A 19,401-nucleotide genomic window follows, 5' to 3' on the forward strand; every position below is an offset into this window, starting at 1 on the left:
AGGCATTTTCTGGCGGACGTCTTGGACAATGGCGCGGTCATTTGGACGGGAGCGTCGGAAACTCCCCTTCGTTGGATTATGCTAGCCCGAAACTGTCGAACGGCTCAATCGGATCAGTGTTCCGCGCGACCTGTCGATCATCAGGTTCGCCGAGCGGAACACCCCCATCTTGAGCGGGTTCGGATCGGCTGGCGAAATCGGCGCGGCGTGGTGAGCGTCCTGCGAGGTAGACGGTGTGGGTTGCCGTGGCATGCGCCTAACCGGACCACCGCCGTCAGGATCATGAGGGGAAAGCGCATGTCGACCCACTCCGAGCCCGTCAACATCGCCGTGCTGGACGATTATCAGAATGTCGCGCTGTCGATGGCGGACTGGACCGTGCTCGACGGACGCGCCCGCGTCACCGTGTTCAACGATCATCTCGCCGATCCCGATGCGGTCGTTGACCGGCTTCGGCCCTTCGACATCGTCTGTGTCATGCGCGAGCGCACGCCGATGACGCGCGCGATCGTCGAAAGGTTGCCGCAGCTCCGCCTGATCGCCTCGACCGGCGCACGCAACGCCTCGATCGACGCCAAGGCGGCCGAAGAGCGCGGCATTCAGGTCGTCCACACCGGCTATTTCCCGGCGCCCACCATCGAGATGGCCTGGGCGCTCATCCTGGCGAGCGCACGAGGGCTCGTCGAGGAGAACGCCTCGTTTCGCAGCGGCGGCTGGCAGCGCCGCATCGGCAGCGACCTCAACGGGCGGACATTGGGCCTGCTCGGCCTCGGCAATATCGGCAGCGCCGTGGCCCGGATCGGCCAGGCCTTCGGCATGAAGGTCATCGCCTGGAGCCAGAACCTGACCGCCGAACGGGCCGAGGCGGCGGGCGCGACATGGGTCTCGAAGGAGGATCTGTTCCGGCAGGCGGATATCGTCAGCATCCATCTGATCCTGAGCGGCCGCACCCGCGGGCTGGTCGGCACGGCGGAGCTGACGCTGATGAAGCCGACCGCCCGGCTCGTGAACACCTCGCGCGGTCCGATCGTCATCGAAGCCGATCTGATCGAGGCGCTGGAAAGAAAGATGATCGCCGGCGCCGCCATCGATGTCTACGATCAGGAACCGCTCCCACCGAACCACCGGTTCCGCAGCCTGCCGAACCTGCTCGCCACCCCGCATATCGGCTACGTCTCGCAGAATCTGTACGAGCGCTTTTACCGCGACACGGTCGACAACATCCTGAAGTGGCTGGATGAGCGCGCTTCGTCCTGAAGGCGGAGAGCTCCTGGCGGATGCCTGAGATCGTCCCGGGCACGAAAGCCGCCTGCGTCGAGACTTGTCGAAGTCGTCAGTAGCAGCGCCACGATGCGGCAGAGCCGGCTATTGGTTTCTTCTCTATTTGAGCCTGCTGACTTTCGGTGGAAACGCGCCGTCATTCCGGGCTTGCTCCGGAATCCATCGTAGAGCGCTTAAGCCTTATGATGGTTTCCGGATCGGCGCTGCTGTCGCGGCTTGTCCGGAATAACGACACCGTCTCCGTGAAAATCCAGCATGCTCCAGCTTGCAAGCCACTGCGTACCGCAGAATGCGGGATGACACGGGGTTCGCGAGACGCTAAGAACGCTTCGCTGCGACGCGTCGGGTCTCGATCGCAAGACAGCACGCGGGCGTAGTTCAGTGGTAGAACGTCAGCTTCCCAAGCTGAATGTCGTCGGTTCGATCCCGATCGCCCGCTCCATTACTTCAATGGGTTAGGCCCATATCTCGAAACTCACGGACGGCCGCAGCAGCTACGTAGCAGCTACAAACCGCAGGGCTTAGCCGCCCTTCGCTTTTTGACTCGCATGGGATGCCTGAGCGGTCCCAGGAACGGTCGAATCGCCCTCGCTTGAAGCGCCCTCGTCAGCAATCAGATCAGCCACCCGAACCCCAATGGAATTGGCCAGCTCATAGAGTGAGATGATCGTCGGGTTGCGACGGCCACGCTCAAGGCTGCTGATGTACCACTGGCTAAAGCCCGAGCGCTCTTCCACCTGCTCCTGAGACAGGCCGCGCTCCTTCCGCAATCGCGCAAAATTTTCTCCGACCAGCTTGCGCATATCCATGCGCCTAGAGCTGGCAATTTCCGATGGTTCCGATTACCAATTATAGTTGGTATTTCGCGAATGTGGGTGTGCTGGCGTTGGAAGTCATTTGAAGCTTTTTGGACGAGCGCTGCTCGCTGTACCGGTCGCATTGGTACTGCAATCCACCTACGCAACCGCTGAGGGCAGGCTTTTCGGCTCAGCGGGCGGCATTGGTGGTTTGCAATATTACGAGGTGATCGTTCGAAAGATGCAGAAAGACGGAGAAGTCTTCTTCGGTGTTGATAGGTATGGAGCGCACCCAGGTCAGAGTGCCAGGATGAATTTTCGAGCTCTCTTTAATTGCGGTAATCGTTCCAAGATTGCCGTTGTGATAGAAAACGCCATGCGCAACGAATATTTGATTCAGGACAAGGTAAAGAACGAAGGCACGGCGAGGGGTATCTGGTACTCACTACAATCTCACCATTGCCCCGACAACCATCACATACGGTCACCAAACGACCTTTGGAATTAGCCCGATCCCCTCCGGCGCCGATCCTTCCCAAAGATCCGGATAGGCCGCGTTGTCCCGTTGAAGTTCGGTTCGCAAAAGCTGCTATTAGCCTAGAATCCGCTGTGAGCCTGATGTCCTACTATGGACACCGCGAGCTCAGGAAAAAGAAGCAGGCTGCGTGAACGCTTCTGTTCCAGATCGGGGACGATCAGGAAATCGCACGCGTGAGCTGGCTGTACGCCAAACCTGCCGCTGGCAGATGACAGCATCCATTTTGGTATATGGTATTTGCGATGGCTCTCGTGAGTTTTTGACGCGGCATGCAGACGAATTCCGATCTGTCAGCGAGTTTGGAGTTTCGCGGAACCGACAGCCGGTGGGCGGCAATCATCTATATTGCGCTCGCAGGCGCGGCCATACATGGCGCGTTTGCCGAAGGAAAAGCAATGACAATGGGCGCCGTCATGCTCGTCGGGGCCGCCCTTTTGTTGGCCGCTTTGATCAAAGCCATTGAGGAGCCCGACCGATCTGTTCGCTTGGCGTTTGACGAGGAGGGATTGTTGCTCCCTCACATTTTTGAGCAGCGCATTCCTTGGCCGGAGATTCCGAGCTACTCTGTGGATAATCCTGAAGACTCGAATCTATATGTCAGCATTGTTGGACCTGACCGGTTTGGGATTAAGTCAAAAGGCCAGTATGGCGGTTGGGATAATTTCACGAAAGCCTTGACGCGATTTCATGTTTCTTTGGATTATGTCGATTGCACCTATGATGACATCGATGCCGCATTCCGACGTTTTGCGCCTGCGGCTCGAAGAATTTAAATCATCCAGTATATCACTCGAATGCGATGGCCGCTTCCGACCGAGGCTGTCGTCTAATCGCAGCTCGAAGATCAAGCCTTTTTTGCGGACTGGGATGTCGCTTGCCGGGAGCACGGTCGTCTTCGCGGTCGACATGAAGTCGCCGCATGATGGGGCTTCGCGGGGCGAACCTTCCAATGTGTGGAGCGCAGGCGGCGAGCATGGCTCGACACTGCAACAGCCTCGGCGGAATGGTTCGGCCTACGTCCCGGCCGGGACGTCTCAGAGCGCCTTCAGGATTGGCGCAAACGAGCCTGGACGCGTCAGGCGGCGGTTCGGTTGAATGGCTCGCCGGACTTCAACATGGCGTGCATGATCACGGCCAGCTTGCGCGCGACTGCGACGGCCGCGCGCTTGAAGCCCAGCTTTTCACGCAGCTTCAAGCCCCAGCTACGTAGGGCGCTATCAGCCTGCGCCCGCGTCAGGATGACGGTTGCGGCCTCGTAGAGCAGGCCTCGGATATGGGCATCGCCGCGCCTCGAGATGTGGCCGTCATAATCGACCTCTCCGGATTGGTAGCGCCGGGTCGTCAGGCCAAGCCATGCTCCCACGGAGCGGGATTTGGAGAAGTTGGCCGGATCTTCGATGGCGGTGGCGAAGGAGGTTGCCGTGACCGCGCCCACCCCGGGGATCGACATGAGAAGCTGACAGGCCTGGCTTTGTCGTGCGGCGCTCAGGAGCTGGCGCCCGAGCTCGGCTGCCCGCAGGCGTAGGCCGCGCCACGCTTCCAGAATCGGGAGGATGACGCGCGCAAGCTCCTCCTTGCCGGCGAGCAGCCGCCGAACATGCTCCTCGAACTTGCCGCCCTTGCTTGATGGGACCAGCAGCCCGAATGTCTTCATCAGACCACGGATCTGGTTTGAGAGCTCGGTGCTGATCCGGACCAGCTTGGTGCGCGCTGCGACCAAGGTCCGCATCAGCATGCTGTCATAGCCCTTCACCCGGACCTCGCGAAAGAAGCCGACCTCGGCCAGATGCGCCAGGCCGTCGGCATCGTTCGCATCTGTTTTGTTTGGAGCCATGTCGAGCGCCGCCTTGGCATGCCGCGCGTCGATGCAGATCGCCGGAAGGCCTTCTGCCGTCAGCGCATGGTAAAACCACACCGACAACGGACCGGTCTCGAATACGACCCGCTCAACTTCGGGCGCCCGCTGACGGATCACCTCAGCGAGAAGTCTCGGATCCGACGGGCACTTGCCGCGCCAAATCCGCTTGCCTGCCCGCCGCACGGATACTGCCGTCTCTTTCAACGATACGTCGAGACCGATATACTCGCCCATGGTTGTTCTCCATTCGATGCTTGGGCCCGGCCGCAAGTCGAGAGCCCGTTCGTTCATCTTATCGGGGAACAACCACCCATTCGAACGGCCAGTAGAGGCCCGGAGGCGCCGCGCTCCCGCGATTACCCCATGTGTGAAAACCCTCCAGATCGGCTAGAATCCTGACATCGCAGTCGGGAGGTGGATTTGAGCGGCTTCATCGAGGGTTGCGACCGCCGGCAGCCGACGCTGCTCCCCGATTGCCTGGACGACTACGTGGCCGAGGAAAACCCGGTGCGGGTGGTCGACGTCTTCGTCGATGACCTGGACCTGGGCGCTCTGGGCTTTGATGGCGTGACGCCGGCAGCGACGGGACGCCCCGCCTACCACCCGGCGACGCTGCTCAAGCTCTACGTCTACGGCTACCTGAACAGGGTGCAGTCCAGCCGCCGGCTGGAGCGCGAGGCTGGGCGCAATGTCGAGTTGATGTGGCTGACGGGGAGGCTTGCGCCCGACCACAAGACGATCGCCGACTTCCGGAAGGACAATGGCTCGGCGATCCAGGCCGCCTGTGCGCAGTTCGTGGTGCTGTGTCGTCAGATCGGCCTGTTCGGGAGCGCCCTGGTCGCGATCGACGGCAGCAAGTTCAAGGCGGTGAACAGCCGCGACAAGAACTTCACGACCCACAAGCTCCAGAAGCGTCTGGAGCAAGTCGCCGAGCACATCGCCGGCTACCTGCGCGACCTCGACACGGCCGACCGCCAGGAAGGCGAGGCCGCCACTGCGCGTTCGGAACGGCTGAAGGAGAAGGTCGAACGGTTGCGCGAGCAGATGAAGATGCTTCAGGCGATGGCGGGACGGGTCGAAGCCGCGCCGGACGGCCAGGTCTCGCTGACCGATCCGGACGCTCGCTCGATGGCCACCAGCGGGCGCGGCAGCGGGATCGTCGGCTACAATCTCCAGTCTGCGGTGGAGGCCGAGCATCACCTGATCGTCGCCCACGACGTGGTGATGACCGGCAGCGACCGCGAACAGCTCGCGGCCATGGCCGCCAAGGCCAAGGCCGCCATGGGCGTGGCAAAGCTCGATGCGCCGGCCGACCGCGGCTACTTCTCCGGTGAGGAGATCCGTTCCTGCGACGCCCTGGGCGTGACGCCGTATCTGCCCAAGCCGCTGATCTCGGGCGCCAAGACCGACGGCCGGTTCGGCAAGCAGGACTTCGTCTACCTGCCCGGGCAGGACGTCTATCGCTGCCCCTCCGGCGCGCTGCTGCCGCGCCATATGACCACGGTCGAGCGAGGCATGGTGCTTCACCGCTACTGGGATCGTGCCAGTTGCCAGGCCTGCGCCCTCAAGGATCGGTGCACCCCCAGCATCGAGCGGCGCGTGACCCGCTGGGAGCATGAGGCGCTCATCGACGCCCTTCAGCGGCGGATGGACCTGACGCCCGGCACCATGCGCCTGCGAAGACGGCTCGTCGAGCATCCCTTCGGCACGATCAAGGCCTGGATGGGATCGACGCACTTCCTGACAAAGCGCCTGCCCAACGTCAGAACCGAGATCGGCCTCCACGTCCTGGCCTATAACCCCAAGCGCGTCATTGCCATCATCGGCGCCAAGCCGCTCATCGCAGCCATCAGATCATGAACCCGATTTCGTCGCGCGTTCACGCCGCACGTCGCTCAAACGCCGTCAGAGGGTTCTCACACAGCCTCGACCCATATCGGACTCTTGCTAGGTCCGCTAACGGGCAGACTATGAGCTCTCTGGAATCGCCTGATGTGCACTGTCGAAGGCATCCGTGTGAAAAAGTGCCAAGGTGGCGTCGAAAAGGGCTTTCGCGTGGATCTCTGGCGGCATGCCGCGGTTCGGCACCTCGACCGAAAGCACGGCGTGCTCGGGCGCTGCGCTAAGAAGTCCCTGCAAGGGTAATGATCCAGCTCCTGGCAGAAGGCGGCCGCCGCGTGCCTCTGCAATCAGAGCGTCCTTGTCCTTCGGCCGCCGACGGGGCGCGTCGCAAAGCTGAACGCTGCGGATCAACGCCTGCGGGATTTCTCGCAAGGCCGCTGGCCGACTTCCCGATCGCGAAAGATGAAGCGCATCGATTAGCACGCCAACGTTGCTCCTGCCCGTCGCTTCGACCGCATGCGCGGCAGCCGCGAGTGACCCGATGTGCCGCCAAGGCATGATCTCCAGATCGACGCCCATCCCGAAACCGCCTGCGATATCGGCAAGCTCCGACAGGTTTGCCACGAACCGGCCCTCGTCTGGATCATCGCCGCAAACGCTGAGGCGACGCGCACCGAGTTCACCGGCAGACTCAAGCATCGGCAGGAGGGTGCGAGGCGAGAATGCTGGGTCAATGACGACAAACTCGATGTCGTAGACACCTACGTTTTCTGCCCGCGAAGCGGTCTTCACCGAACGCATTTCCGGGCTTCCCGATCTCAGCGTGTAGAACGGCGCTCCCGGGAAAGCCGGATGCAGTCGGAGGCCAACGGCCGAGTACCCGATGTTTCCAGCCAAGCGCACGAAGTCGACTGGCGGCACGTCGATGCAGGAAAAGTGCGCAATTCCAAGCGGATGAGGAGATTGCGTCATGGCGCTATCCTGTCCGCGAGATGGGCGGCCAAATTGCTGCCCGTCCGATGGATGTGCTCGCGCAAGCGCGCGCATGCGTAGTCGGCGTCGCGCGCAGCGGCTCCTTGCGCGATCTCGCTATGCTCCACGGCGACGTTGCGGTCTCCCGAGGTCCGCACCAGGAAGCTGCGGCGGTAACGGTCGTTCAGATTGAGAAGCGTCCGACAAAAGTTCAGCAAGAGTGGCATCGAACAACCAGACAGCAGCGTGAGATGGAACTCTCGATGCAAAGTCTCCCATCGTTCGAGCGTGGCCTGATCGGATGGGTCTCGTTCGGCAGTGTTGAGCCGGTGCAGTGCTCGCGTCACATCGCCTTCCCATTCGGGGGGTGCCACGGCAATCGCCTGCCGAAGCGCAAGCGTTTCGAACTCCTCGCGCAGGCGGGTGATTTCACGCAGATTGCTCACCGAAACGGGAGCGACACGGTAGCCGCGATTGTCCTCAAAGATGACGAGGCCATCCGGCACGAGCCGCGCCAGCGCCTCCCGCAATGGACTCAGCGAGACGGAAAAGACTTCCCGCGCGCGGCCAAGGTTGATCTTGGTCCCTGCCTTGAGCTGGCCTGAAACGATCGCCTCGCGGAGCCGTTCGACCAACTGGCTGGCAATCGTGTTCTTGCCGTCATCGACGAAAGTGGTGCGCCAAGGCGCGGTGGGATCATCTCCAGCCACTGGCTTCACTGCCGCCGATCCTTTTCGCCTGCTTCGGATGCCATGTTTCAGTCCCTGCGGTCTCCGAACGATGCCCTTTGGTAGAATAAACGATTATTATTAGTCAATGGAGAGCCATGATTTAACCGTATGCGGCTATTTGAGGCTTAATCAGCTAATGATGAGCGAATTGTCCTCGGAAATGTTGACGAATAATCGATTATCGTAAATGCTCGGCGGCGAGGAGATCACTGATGGTCATTCAACGTCAGCAGGACGTCACGCCCGCCGTTCTGGAGGTCATGGAACGCACGCGAGACCCGCGTTTGCGCGAGATCATGTTCTCGTTCATCACCCACCTTCACGCCTTCGTTCGCGACGTCCGGCTCACAGAGGCCGAGTTTCGCGAAGCGACTGCGATCCTCAACGAGATCGGCGCCCTCGCCTCCGACACGCATAACGAATTCGTGCTGATGGCTGGCTCGTTGGGCGTGTCATCGCTCGTCTGCCTCCTCAACAACGGAGATGGCGGCAACACCGAGACGTCACAGTCACTGCTGGGCCCATTCTGGCGGCTGAACTCTCCGCGGGTCGACAATGGCGGCACGATCGTTCGCTCCGACACCCCAGGAGACCCGCTCTTCGTCCAGGCTCGGGTGGTGGATACGGCCGGGCGGCCGGTCGAAGGAGCGGAGGTCGATGTCTGGCATGCCTCGCCGGTCGGGCTCTACGAGAACCAGGACCCCGAGCAGGCCGAAATGAATCTGCGCGGCAAGTTTACGACCGATGCGGAGGGTCGCTTCTGGTTTCGGTCGGTCATGATGGTGGGCTATCCAATTCCGACCACTGGAGTTGTTGGGCGCCTTCTCCGGGTTCAGGACCGCCACCCGATGCGCCCAGCTCATCTTCACGCGCTAATCTTCAAGCCCGGCTTCAAAGTGTTGATCTCGCAGGTCTATGACTCAAACGATCCGCATATCGATTCCGACGTGCAGTTCGGAGTGACGAAGGCCTTGCTGGGCGACTTCGCGCGCCACGATGAGCCACATCCGACGATGCCCGCTGTGACGTCGCCCTGGTACTCCCTCGACTACACCTACGTCATGGAATCGGGCGAAGCCGTGCTTCCTCGACCGCCGATCAAGTAACAAGCTTGCTGACTGGAAGGAGGCACCTCAGTGCTGACTGAAGACGACCATCGCAGGGCGGCCGAGGCCATCCTGAAGGCAGAGCGCGAACGGGTTCCATGCGTTCAGCTTTCGAAGATGTTCCCCGACATGGAAATCGCCGACGCCTATCGCGTCCAGGATCTCTGGGCCGAAGCGCGGATTGCCAACGGGGCGCGCATTGCCGGACACAAGATCGGGCTGACCTCACGCGCGATGCAGATGGCATCGAAGATCACTGAACCGGACTATGGCCGCATCCTCGACGATGCGCTTTACAACGACGGCGCGCAGATCAAGACCGAGACCTTCATCAAACCGCGTCTCGAGGTCGAATTGGCATTCATCATGGGAGAAGATCTCTCCGGCCCGGCCTGCCGCATCCACGATGTCATGCGCGCGACAGAGTTCGTTGTCCCAGCCCTGGAGATCATCGACTATCGGACCGAGGTCCCGCGCGCGATCGTCGACACCATCGCCGACAATGCAGCCTTCGGCGCAATCGTCATTGGCGGTCGGATGGTCCGCCCCTTCGATGTGGATGTGCGCTGGGTTGGAGCCACGCTGTCGCAGAACGGCATCATCGAAGAATCTGGTGTCTCTGCTGCCATCATGGGGCACCCGGCGGCTGGAATCGCCTGGTTGGTGAACAAGCTGCACGAGGTTGGGGCCGGACTGAAGAAGGGGCAAATCGTCCTTGGGGGGTCGTTCACGCGCCCTGTCGACATCAAGAGAGGCGATGTCATTTATGCCGATTATGGCCCCCTCGGAGCCATCGGCGTTTCTTTCATTTGAGGCCCTGCGATGAACTTGCCTGAGAACCGCTTCAAACGCGCATTGTGTGAGGGCCGCCAGCAGATTGGCCTCTGGTGCAGCCTGCCAGGAAGCTACGCGGCCGAGGCCGTCGCCGGCTCGGGCTATCATTGGCTGCTGTTTGACACTGAGCACTCGCCCGGAGACCCCCTCACTGTTCTGGCGCAGCTCCAGGCGGTGGCGCCCTATGACGTTTCGGCCGTGGTCCGTCCAGCGAGCAACGATGCAGTGCTGATCAAGCGCTTTCTCGACCTCGGCGCTCAAACCCTGCTCATACCCTACGTTCAGACTGCGGACGAGGCACGGTCTGCGGTCGCCGCCATACGCTACGCGCCCGGTGGCATCCGGGGAGTGTCGGGACTGACGCGCGCGACGCGCTTCGGTCGGATTGCCAACTATGGGAAGCTGGCGGCAGATGAGCTCTGCCTCCTCGTTCAGGTTGAAACGCGCGAGGCGCTGGAGCAACTTGAAGAGATAGCTGCCGTAGATGGTGTCGATGGCGTCTTCATCGGCCCGGCGGATCTCGCGGCGAGCCTCGGGCACGTAGGTGAGCCCGGACATCCCGCGGTCGTCGAGGCCGTCGAGGGCGCGATCCGAAGGATCCGCGCAACTGGCAAGCCCGCCGGCATCCTCACGCCGGATACCGCTTTCGCCAAACGCTGCATCGATCTCGGAACGACCTTCACCGCGGTTGCGATCGATGCGGGAATCCTTGCACGCGGCACCGAGGCGGTTGCTCGTCAGTTCATGGCGCCGTAGCGGTTCAAACAACCAGCGGATGGTGTGTTGGAGCGAATGTGAAAGGGAGCCTGCTTCCCGCGTCTGCGGAAGCGTCCGCTCACCACCCCGTTGCCGACCTTGCTGTGCCCCCGCCGGAGCCCGCATAACTGATGCCAGCGTGACAAACGAGGCATCAATGAAGATCACCGAGGCGCGAGTGTATGCCGTGTGGTGCGGTGCGATCCTTGTCGGCTCAATGGCATGGGCCTCCTCGGGTGAACGCGGAAAGCTGGATGTGGCATTTCGGGAAGCATGGCGGGACAGCTTCGGAACTGATGTAACTGACGATATTGCGAAGGAACTGCCTCGCAATGGCGAGGATGTTATCGCACTTGCCAGGGCAAGCGGGTTCATATGCGACCGCAGCTCATTGGTTGAGGACCGCCTCGTCTGGCTTTGTTCGCGATTTGCTTGGGGCTTTTTTGATCCGCCGCTCCTGAAGCGCGAGCGGTGGATATTTGAGGTCGAATGCAGGGAAACTCGACCTCCCTGTGTGGTTGTAAGGCATCGTGGGCACGCAGCGAACGCGCCGTTGTACAATCCGTACGCGAATTGACCGCTTCCCATCCCGAATCAGACGCCCGAATCTCAGAGCCAATCTTGTGATTTGAGGCTTCGCCTGACCGATCTTATGACTGGGACGACGAGACGTGCTTGTTTCGTGAAGACGCCGTGTCATCGTTTGAGTGAAGGGTATCAGCCCGCCCGTTTCGATCTAAATTCGCGGTGACCCCAAAACGACATCGGCGTAGATTGGCGGTCCAAGTCTCTTCAGGAGAAGGGATATGGCTCCGAGCAAGATGCCTAGGTGCCCTACCGGCCCGATGCAGCCTGAGCTGCGCTTGCGATGGGAAGTGCAATTTGCGGCAACCCATTTCCAGCGCGTCTTCAATCAAAGCCTCTATCCGTTCGTCGGGCATGTTGTGCAGGTGTTCGAGCCACCGGCCTCGCCAGGAATCCTGTTTCAGTTTCGCGATGGCATGCGCGAGGAATTTGCGAAGCTCCTCGACAAGCGCGCCTTTCCGCCCAAAACCCTCAATGAAGCTATCCGAGCGGTCGTTCCAGGGGCCAAAGCTGTCATCCCAGACAATCCGGGGATAGATCACCGCGATGCTTGGTGGCGTCAGGCCGCAGCCGGCGCGGCCATCGGATCGAGCTTCCGCGAAGAGGGAACCGGAACCAGCCTCCATATCGCATTTAACAAGACGCTCTGTGACGTACATGTCGACCGGAACGGCTTTGTGGTTGACCGCGACGGACACGCGCACTGGGATCTAAACGGCCTGCTCCGTCATCTGACGATCGATCTCGCAGGCGATAAGGCACCTTGGCTGCTTCATACCGGCGTGGTGCTCGATCGCCACCAAAGACCCGTCGTGCAAGCGACCATCGGGCCTTGGTTTGCCGTTGATCTGCCATCGAAGGACGGCAATGATCGAACGGCGGTAAAGGTGGGCATTCAGATCACTGGCAGCTTTGGGCGGTAAGGGGCTCAGTTACGCAGCTTCGGGGGGCATCCGGCGCTCTCACCGGAAAAGGAAGCTCCCTGTCAGCGGCAACCCTGATCATGAGCAGGCGGATCGCATGATCCACATATTCATGCGGTCTGGATCATCAACCCCGAGATACGAGAACTGATAGAGGCTCGGCTCGAAGAGCTGGTGTCCAACTACAACGGGCGATTTTATTGGAGGCCGGCAGACCAACATCATGATTCTATTAAGAATGCGATCCACTACTGCCTGAAAAGCATCATGCAGGAGCAGGGTTTCTATCCCGGTAGAGGAGATCAATACGATGTCATCGGTCCGCGAATTCCTGACAAGGAAATCGCATTGGAGCCGATCGAGCCTTTTCGAAAGTTTCTCAAGAAGCCGATCAAGCCGGTAAGGCATCCGGAGCTAGCGTCAGCCCGCTTGCCCTTCATCTAAGTCGTCCCTCACCGTGCTGCGCCGAATGTCGTTCCCAACCATGGTGTTCGGCGCGCTTATAGGATTATACTCCTGATACGATGCGTTTCTAACAAGGGACGCATCATGGGCTATCAGCCGACAACCGAGCAGATTCGAACGATCTCCACGGCTCTGGTAGCGTTCTATCGCAACCGATGGCTCGAATGGGGGCAATCAGACGGGCACGGCAATCGGCTGGATGACCATCTCCATGTGATCGAATTCCGAGTCTCCGATTGCGAAACTGACGAGCTGTTCGAGGCATTCGTCAAAGCTAACGAGGCCCTGGAACGGTAAGCCTATGGGTGTGGGCAGCATCACTTCGGGATCGGGTATCTCGCCAAACGTCCAGATCGAGGAAGCGGCCTGATCCGAGCTTTGGTGATGGTCGAGCCGGATCAGGTTGAACGCTTCAGGATCGCGGTCAAGGAGCTGGGAGCGCAATGTCAATGCCACTGCAAGGTGGTTCGCTCTGGTAGTTGCAAGCGACCTTTCCTCGTTGCGCAATTCAAGAATTCTTAGAGGGTCTCGTCTCAAGGCCTCATTGTGCCTCCTGGCAAGTCTCGTCTTCGTCCTAATCGGAACGAGTATGATCCAGGAGACGAAAATGGCCACCGTCGCGTGGGGTTGGGCCTGCGTAGCGTTCTTTGGGCTGGGTGTCGTTGTATTTCTATGGCTATTAATCCGCCCTCAAGTTCTAATCCTTGACGCCGGCGGCTTCACAGTTGATGGCGGTCTTGTTCGGACACCGAGGTACGTCGCATGGCGGGATGTGCAAGGCTTTTGCGTTTTCAGCGCGGGACGCGGCGGCAAGATGGTCGGTTACAATTTTGAACCACACGCCAAGCAGAAATCTCTACTCACACGGATAAATCGTAGCCTTGGTGCTGACGCCGGCCTTCCGCAGGGATGGCAGATCTCCGCGGAGCAATTGGCGGCGGTTCTAAACGACTATCGACTCCAAGCCTTGGGCCGAGCAGGCTGAAATCCGAGCCATACTGATTTTTGCACGCTATCGGAGACACTCGAGTTGAGCAGGCATGTTCCGCTTTTCGTCGCTTTGGTTCTCGCCCTCGGTCCAGTCGCATCGCCGGTTGCTCAGACAGCATACACCTATCCGCAACTGCGCCTTGTGCGGCAGATCGCAGTCGCGACCTATCTGGCGGAACTGTGCAACGCGGGAATATCCGATGCGGGCGTCGCAAAAGCGCTCCGCTCAGAAGGGCTTCGCGAGCAGGACCTACAAAGCGCATTCCTCAAGGATGAAATGGCCAAGCAGAAGATTGCAATCAGGGACAGCTACGAAGCGTTGAGCATGACCATTCTGGGAAGGAGTGAAGCCTTCCGCCGACAATGCGCCGGTCTGGAAACCAATTATGGGCCTCGCGGAACGGTTCGCCGTGGCTTAGCCATTCGAGCGGCGCGTAGTTCGGCGTGACGCATTGCGGTTGGAGAACAAGGAACACATGTCTGCGCCAGAGTAGACGTAGAAACCCAGTACCTTGATCGGTGGAAAAGCGGACTAACGGCTATTAAGGTTCCTCTATGTCGCAAACTGCCCCGATCTATCTGGCTATCGCTTTTGCTATTCTGGCGGGATCTTTGAGCTAGGGCCGACCTTGGACATTGAGCGCGACGAGACCGGCTGTCCGACAGACCCAGCCCTCAAAGGAGCCTATCACTTGCTTTGGGTCTGGCTTCAGTACGGTAGCTCATTCCGGGATGAGGCGGGCGTTCTTCATTTTGAGCACTGCTGCTCAGGCGCGGGTGAGAAAGCGGCAGCCCATCTGACGTCACTTGGACTTGGCGCCAACCAAGGTTGGACCTGCGTTCTTTCGAAACGTGGCTTGGCGCTGATGGGATTGCTCGGCCCAAGCAGCAGCACGGCGGTCCGTTACGAGGCTGGGAGGAGGTTTATGCCAACCCCCGTTTAGCAGGGCACGCGCCGTTGCAATGAGGTTGGCGCCCGGATGCCTGGGGAGTTTGCGCGCTCCGAGCATTGGGTAGACCTAATTGCGCCCGAGACGAGAACGCCACGCAAACGCCAGTGAACCTACAATGGTCGCGATGCCGAGCAAGGCCAGGGCTGCGCGGGGGAGAAAATGCTGATCAACGACCTCCCAAGGCTCCCCTGTCACCAGCACTATGGTCAGGAGCGCCGTTGATAGCACTGGCATTACGAGGCCAACAGCTCCGAGGCCTATAGTGGTGCCGAAGCCGCCTCCTGAGCCAAGAAGCATCGCGAAAAGGCAGCTCAGGGCCGACGCAAGGACAAAGCTGCGCGTACCCGATTGGTCTGTTCCGCTTGTCGGCATGAAATTCTCCTGCTCCGAAAAGCGGCATAGGCGAAGCATTCCAATGTCTGCAACGGGGTGGATAGCTGAACTTCGCGACCGCAGCCGCAAACGACCTGATCGCGCCAGAAGCGGAAGCTGGGTCCTCGCCAGAAAGCGGACGTATGCCACGCAGTCGCGTCAGGATTAGAATCGTCCCGCCACCGACGCCGATCATGTTCATGTCAGCAAACTGATCCAGACGGCGAGACGTTCGGCGAAGCACGTTGCGTGACCGCGAACCTTTCTCTCCCCGTCCCTCCCGCGTTGTACAGCGAGGGGAAATCATCAACTGCTTCGTGATGTGCGGCGCAATATGAAAACGTGCCATCCGCGGCGCGGAGGCGTAAGATAGAAGATAAAGACGCGACCGTGACCGAGGCTTCCCCGCTCATCCCGTTTTTGTTGGTAAACGAGATGGAAATCGCGGAGGCAATTTGCGCGAGCAAACTGCTTCAGCCCGCACGGGGATATTGGCCAGATCAAGACACCGCCGCCGTCCAGCATTGCCGGAATGCTGCCCGTGCCGTCGTGAACCTCCTTTCAGCGGCATTGGCTGAGAAGGACAGGGAGATTTCGATACGTACAAATGAGCGGAACGCCTGCCGACCTGTACGTAATCTCGCCGAAAAACCGCTCTTGTCACAGCCCAGGAGGATGGCGAGCGGGACGCGACCGAGCAGGCGGCCAAAAGGCGGCGGAGAGTTGGGCTGTGCAACATGCTGTCGGGCTCGACGAGGATGCTCCGTCTCCCCTTGGCAGGCACCGCGTCGCCATGAATGACGGATACGCTCCGGCTGCTGCCATCCGAGCGCAGGGAGAGTGATGGAAGAGCGAGAACATAGGATCCGAGAACTCCTTTCCGAGGCGTTGGACCTTTGTGTCCGTGCGCGGAAGATGGACGCAATGGACAGGCGGGCTGCCGCGCTGGCAGCCTCTAGCGATCCGGAGGGGTGGCGGGCGAGCGGCAAGTTCGGCCGTTATGTCGAGCGGCACAATGTCCGGTATCCGCATAGACCGATATCGACCCGCAGCGGGACCGTCTCAAATTGGTTTCAGGATCAGTACGACAAAGACCTCGCGGATTGGGAGGCTCGCACTCGCAGGGCTTTGATGAAGAAGCCTCGCGATAACTGACTTGAAGGCAGTGCTCGCGGGTTGGCCAACACAGCCGGAAATCGGGGCCGCTACGTCGAGCATCTTGCGGTCAATAACTACGCGGCAGCCTAAGCGAGAGAGCCCGGCCAGCCGGCCGCAATGTATTGTAGGTTTTGCGACGCGGAGGCCATCATGGACGACGCTGTTTCCAAACTTGCCCGGCAACTTCTCGAAACAGGAGTCGACGGCCTGCCAGAACGAGAGCGCCGCGTAGTCCTTCACATAGCCAAACAGACTCATATCAGCCGGGACCTGAACCGTACTTTTGAAGAGCGGCAGACTTACGGCGAGCGCCTAGCTGATCAAGTGGCAAGGTTCGGCGGCTCCTGGACGTTCATCATCCTATTCGTCTTGTTGCTTATCGCATGGGTCATCCTGAATACCGTCGTCCTTATGCGCATCGGCGGTTTTGACCCGTATCCCTACATTTTCTTGAATCTGATACTATCGATGATTGCCGCCATACAGGCGCCCGTTATCCTGATGTCGCAGAATCGGCAGGCTATGAGGGATCGGATTGCGGCCAGTCTCGACTATGAAATCAACCTCAAGGCAGAGGTTGAGATTATGGCGCTGCACGACAAGCTCGACCATATCCGAGTAGAGCATTTGGAAGGCTCTCTCCACGATCAAGCGAAGAAAATTGAAGACCTGAGCCAGTTCGTTTACGCTAAGCTGGGTGGAGAACCGATCGCTCCGTCGAGGTCTGAAGCGAAAACATCGTAGCCACCTGCGCTGACAGACGAATTTCACCGCAGTTCGTCATATGGGCAACCTTCGGTCGTTGACCGGCCGAGCCATTCAGCGCTCGCTCGATCGAATTTCCGCCTGCGAGGCGCTGCGGAAGCTCAGCCCCGCTCCGTTCGGCGCCAGGGAGGCCGCAGCCTTGGTCGTGTTCGATCAAAACCGCGAAGTGATACTGCAAGCAGCTCGATCTGCTTATGGGAGGCATCGCTCGGGATTTTACCGGCTGACCGTCGCGAATTTCTCTTGAGACACCGCGGGCGATGATTTGCGTTTTACCTTTCATCGGGCGGTTAGTAGAAGCGCGGCTTTCGTTAACCTGATAAGCGCCAGTCGGAATAACGGAGCGGAGCCGGCAGGTTGATAGAGGGCGCCAGAATGATTGAGAGTAGCCCTCCCCGTGGCGGAGAGGTCCGGCTACCCGAAAGCTGACGTCCGCCATGTCGGCTATGGGCCAGCGCGGAACATGCGTGGCGATATCTGCAAGCGGCGGCTTGGAGTCGCAAGCCAATGTTCCCGGCCCGGAAAGGGGCTGGGTTTTTTGTTGTTCAGGCTGCCTCAGGTGACGCTACTCGCCCCGTGACCGCGAGATATCTGTCGCTGGAATGGATGACTGCCACGTCTATCTGGATGCCGTCCTCGCATGTAATGCGCAGGCTGTAGCCTAGCTCGGCAGGATCGACGTCCGAGATGTCGCAGAACAGGTATCCAGCCCGGATATCGTCGTAGTCGCTGCTAAATTGATAGGAGAGCGGGAGCGTCTGCCCGTCCCGAAGGACGAGCATCCCCTTTCCGGTGTGCATGATTGCTTGTCCCCGCCTTAGCGGCGTCGCTTTGCGCCGCAGCGGTCATTTCCAAACGTCGGCATGGAGACAACTGCCTTGGCAGTACGCGCCTGTTTCAGGTTGGAGGCAAATCACATTTGGCGCTGGCTTCAGGCCGACTGGCCCCGTTGTTCGTGCGTCATTCCGACACAACGCCAGGTCCGGAACCTATCCATTCGCGTCGCCATTCCCCTCGTGCCGCTCTCAAGCGCCGAGGAAATCCTTCAGCGGCGTTTGTTGCCGGCCCCGGAAAGCGGCGGTGGTTGCTTCCCCGTAATCACCTGAGTTGGCCCCGCTGGCTTCGGCTGGCGGGGCCTACTCGATTGATCGGAAATCATTCAATGATTTGAATGATCTTGCGTGTGCTCGGCTCGACCAGAACCGTCTTGTCATTGATGATAGCGAAGCGGTACTGCGTCACGCCGACATCTGAAGGCAGCGTATGCAGTGTGACTGAAGACGGTAGCGCGGTGCCAACGGAAACCGTCTCAGTCACCTTCACCGAGGCCGGCTTTTCCTTCATAACGAAGGACTTTACTTTGCCCTGCTGCTCGGTCGTGATGGTGGTGGTCGAGGTCTGGGCAATCGCCGCGGAGCAGGCGAGCGCCGCAACCAGCGAAATCAGGACCGGGTAACGCATCGAGGTTCTCCTTTCTGGATCCCCCCGCTGGTTCGCAAACGTCGATGCAGCCTGCTTGTTCCGTCAGTTAAGCATTGTAGCCAACGCGAGCCCACGGAACTGTTTCGTTTGGTGGCGGTTATTGTTGTGCTGCTTTTCAGGGCCGATGGAGCTGTCTCCAGCGGTTGGTAGGAAGTAATGGAGAGCAGCGGTGGTTGCCCGTCAAAAGGCAATTACGTGAGTGGAGCCGCTTCGGTTTCCGGAGCGGCTTCTTTCGTGGCCGATGACGCGGAACACTTCGGGCCTGGGATCGTTCCCTTTTCGAGAGGTGGGCTCCTGGTTTGATCGTGGTGTTGGTCTTGGTTCTGGGTTTTGTTGTGGCCGGAGTTGTTTTCGCAATTTGGGCCGAGCGGTGGACTGCGGTGCCTTGGAACCGGCGTGACGTCTCCGAGCCAGGTCCGGTCGACCGCCACCCCGAAGCATCGTCTTTCACTCAACCGATCGGAGCAGTCGACCCCGTTGCGGCGTTGAATCAATGGTGGAATTGGGTGCCATGGTTGCGGCGCGGGCGAAGCGGCATCTGATATTCGGCGGGTTCAGCTTTGCCGCAACAGCTCCAGCGCGCGGCCACAACTGAAACCTAACTTGCCGGCCCCGCTGGCTCGAAGCCTCCGGCTCGGTCCAGCCGGGCTAAATGATATTGAGATCCAGAATAAACATGATCACCCAAGCGAGAGCCATAAAGCCAAAAAGCAGACCGCTTTTTCGCGATGGAGTTTTTACATCGCTCCAAATGCCAAAGAGAGACGCGTTCCACAGCATCGAAGTCGAAACCCCGGCGCAAATCAACGCGTTTCCCAAACTTGCCCATGGTCTCGTTGGTACCACTGCCCCGAGAGCTGATACCGCCAAGATCATTCCAAGCGAAAACAGAGCGCTAGGGATGATCTTCAGCATGCGCTCTGCGTTACCGATTTGCATTCCGTGCCCGCCAGATACCGCACCTCGCGTGCTTCCACTCTTCCGACCAGGTCG

Annotated in this window: 21 protein-coding genes and 1 tRNA gene; 14 read left to right on the forward strand and 8 right to left on the reverse strand. The window is 59.9% G+C overall.

Going from position 1 to position 19,401, the window contains the following annotated elements:
- Positions 1–297: 297 nt before the first annotated feature.
- A complete protein-coding gene (locus FQV39_RS13705; protein WP_149130798.1) occupies positions 298–1,257 on the forward strand; it encodes a D-2-hydroxyacid dehydrogenase family protein in 960 nt (319 codons plus the stop codon).
- Positions 1,258–1,648: 391 nt separating this feature from the next.
- Positions 1,649–1,723 (forward strand) — tRNA-Gly (locus FQV39_RS13710).
- A 79-nt stretch (positions 1,724–1,802) separates the two neighbouring features.
- Here the strand turns inward: FQV39_RS13710 and FQV39_RS13715 are convergent.
- On the reverse strand, positions 1,803–2,090 hold the full coding sequence (locus tag FQV39_RS13715; protein WP_149130799.1) for a helix-turn-helix transcriptional regulator: 288 nt from the start codon (positions 2,088–2,090) through the stop codon (positions 1,803–1,805).
- A gap of 88 nt (positions 2,091–2,178) precedes the next feature.
- Between FQV39_RS13715 and FQV39_RS13720 the strand changes: the two genes are divergently transcribed.
- Positions 2,179–2,586: a hypothetical protein gene (locus FQV39_RS13720; RefSeq protein ID WP_149130800.1), complete on the forward strand. Its 408-nt coding sequence runs from the start codon at positions 2,179–2,181 to the stop codon at positions 2,584–2,586.
- Positions 2,587–2,885: 299 nt separating this feature from the next.
- On the forward strand, positions 2,886–3,389 hold the full coding sequence (locus tag FQV39_RS13725) for a hypothetical protein (protein ID WP_149130801.1): 504 nt from the start codon (positions 2,886–2,888) through the stop codon (positions 3,387–3,389).
- 302 nt (positions 3,390–3,691) lie between these two features.
- On the opposite strand, the gene FQV39_RS13730 is transcribed toward FQV39_RS13725, so the two are convergent.
- The gene (locus FQV39_RS13730) at positions 3,692–4,708 is read right to left on the reverse strand and encodes an IS110 family RNA-guided transposase (protein WP_149128711.1); all 1,017 of its coding nucleotides are present in this window, start codon (positions 4,706–4,708) and stop codon (positions 3,692–3,694) included.
- Positions 4,709–4,894: 186 nt separating this feature from the next.
- Here FQV39_RS13730 and FQV39_RS13735 point away from each other — a divergent pair, with 186 nt between their 5' ends.
- Positions 4,895–6,334 (forward strand): IS1182 family transposase, encoded by a 1,440-nt coding sequence (locus tag FQV39_RS13735; RefSeq protein WP_210251204.1) that lies wholly within the window; start codon positions 4,895–4,897, stop codon positions 6,332–6,334.
- A gap of 108 nt (positions 6,335–6,442) precedes the next feature.
- On the opposite strand, the gene FQV39_RS13740 is transcribed toward FQV39_RS13735, so the two are convergent.
- Together FQV39_RS13740 and FQV39_RS13745 are read right to left on the reverse strand one after the other, a co-directional pair.
- Positions 6,443–7,288 carry a sugar phosphate isomerase/epimerase family protein gene (locus FQV39_RS13740; protein WP_149130803.1) on the reverse strand — a complete coding sequence of 282 codons (846 nt, stop codon included), beginning with the start codon at positions 7,286–7,288 and terminating at the stop codon, positions 6,443–6,445.
- Entirely contained in the window at positions 7,285–8,007 is a 723-nt protein-coding gene (locus FQV39_RS13745; RefSeq protein WP_149130804.1) for a GntR family transcriptional regulator, read from the reverse strand. The genes FQV39_RS13740 and FQV39_RS13745 overlap by 4 nt, the downstream gene beginning before the upstream one ends.
- Before the next feature lie 224 nt (positions 8,008–8,231).
- Between FQV39_RS13745 and FQV39_RS13750 the strand changes: the two genes are divergently transcribed.
- The 6 genes from FQV39_RS13750 (at position 8,232) to FQV39_RS13775 (ending at position 12,667) form a co-directional block, all read left to right on the forward strand.
- Positions 8,232–9,125: a dioxygenase family protein gene (locus FQV39_RS13750; RefSeq protein WP_149130805.1), complete on the forward strand. Its 894-nt coding sequence runs from the start codon at positions 8,232–8,234 to the stop codon at positions 9,123–9,125.
- 30 nt (positions 9,126–9,155) lie between these two features.
- Complete coding sequence (hpaH, locus tag FQV39_RS13755; RefSeq protein ID WP_149130806.1) at positions 9,156–9,938, forward strand: 2-oxo-hept-4-ene-1,7-dioate hydratase; 783 nt, start codon at positions 9,156–9,158, stop codon at positions 9,936–9,938.
- Positions 9,939–9,947: 9 nt separating this feature from the next.
- The gene (locus tag FQV39_RS13760) at positions 9,948–10,715 is read left to right on the forward strand and encodes an aldolase/citrate lyase family protein (RefSeq protein WP_149130807.1); all 768 of its coding nucleotides are present in this window, start codon (positions 9,948–9,950) and stop codon (positions 10,713–10,715) included.
- A 157-nt stretch (positions 10,716–10,872) separates the two neighbouring features.
- Positions 10,873–11,292 carry a hypothetical protein gene (locus FQV39_RS13765; protein ID WP_149130808.1) on the forward strand — a complete coding sequence of 140 codons (420 nt, stop codon included), beginning with the start codon at positions 10,873–10,875 and terminating at the stop codon, positions 11,290–11,292.
- A gap of 229 nt (positions 11,293–11,521) precedes the next feature.
- Positions 11,522–12,223: a hypothetical protein gene (locus FQV39_RS13770; RefSeq protein WP_149130809.1), complete on the forward strand. Its 702-nt coding sequence runs from the start codon at positions 11,522–11,524 to the stop codon at positions 12,221–12,223.
- 174 nt (positions 12,224–12,397) lie between these two features.
- Entirely contained in the window at positions 12,398–12,667 is a 270-nt protein-coding gene (locus FQV39_RS13775) for a hypothetical protein (protein ID WP_149130810.1), read from the forward strand.
- A gap of 195 nt (positions 12,668–12,862) precedes the next feature.
- On the opposite strand, the gene FQV39_RS13780 is transcribed toward FQV39_RS13775, so the two are convergent.
- Positions 12,863–13,195: a hypothetical protein gene (locus tag FQV39_RS13780; RefSeq protein WP_149130811.1), complete on the reverse strand. Its 333-nt coding sequence runs from the start codon at positions 13,193–13,195 to the stop codon at positions 12,863–12,865.
- Here FQV39_RS13780 and FQV39_RS13785 point away from each other — a divergent pair.
- The 3 genes from FQV39_RS13785 to FQV39_RS13795 all read left to right on the forward strand — a co-directional run bounded on the left by FQV39_RS13785 (position 13,188) and on the right by FQV39_RS13795 (position 16,905).
- Positions 13,188–13,673: an STM3941 family protein gene (locus FQV39_RS13785; RefSeq protein ID WP_282570333.1), complete on the forward strand. Its 486-nt coding sequence runs from the start codon at positions 13,188–13,190 to the stop codon at positions 13,671–13,673. The two genes, FQV39_RS13780 and FQV39_RS13785, sit on opposite strands and share 8 nt — an antisense overlap.
- A gap of 45 nt (positions 13,674–13,718) precedes the next feature.
- On the forward strand, positions 13,719–14,126 hold the full coding sequence (locus FQV39_RS13790; RefSeq protein WP_149130813.1) for a hypothetical protein: 408 nt from the start codon (positions 13,719–13,721) through the stop codon (positions 14,124–14,126).
- A 2,185-nt stretch (positions 14,127–16,311) separates the two neighbouring features.
- Positions 16,312–16,905 carry a DUF1003 domain-containing protein gene (locus FQV39_RS13795; protein ID WP_149130814.1) on the forward strand — a complete coding sequence of 198 codons (594 nt, stop codon included), beginning with the start codon at positions 16,312–16,314 and terminating at the stop codon, positions 16,903–16,905.
- Between the two features lie 566 nt (positions 16,906–17,471).
- On the opposite strand, the gene FQV39_RS13800 is transcribed toward FQV39_RS13795, so the two are convergent.
- The 3 genes from FQV39_RS13800 to FQV39_RS13810 form a co-directional block, all read right to left on the reverse strand.
- Positions 17,472–17,726 (reverse strand): hypothetical protein, encoded by a 255-nt coding sequence (locus FQV39_RS13800; protein ID WP_149130815.1) that lies wholly within the window; start codon positions 17,724–17,726, stop codon positions 17,472–17,474.
- 355 nt (positions 17,727–18,081) lie between these two features.
- Complete coding sequence (locus tag FQV39_RS13805; RefSeq protein ID WP_149130816.1) at positions 18,082–18,387, reverse strand: DUF1236 domain-containing protein; 306 nt, start codon at positions 18,385–18,387, stop codon at positions 18,082–18,084.
- A 669-nt stretch (positions 18,388–19,056) separates the two neighbouring features.
- The gene (locus tag FQV39_RS13810; RefSeq protein WP_149130817.1) at positions 19,057–19,323 is read right to left on the reverse strand and encodes a hypothetical protein; all 267 of its coding nucleotides are present in this window, start codon (positions 19,321–19,323) and stop codon (positions 19,057–19,059) included.
- Between the last annotated feature and the right edge of the window lie 78 nt (positions 19,324–19,401).

This window comes from Bosea sp. F3-2 (genome assembly GCF_008253865.1).
Classification (GTDB): Bacteria; Pseudomonadota; Alphaproteobacteria; order Rhizobiales; family Beijerinckiaceae; genus Allobosea.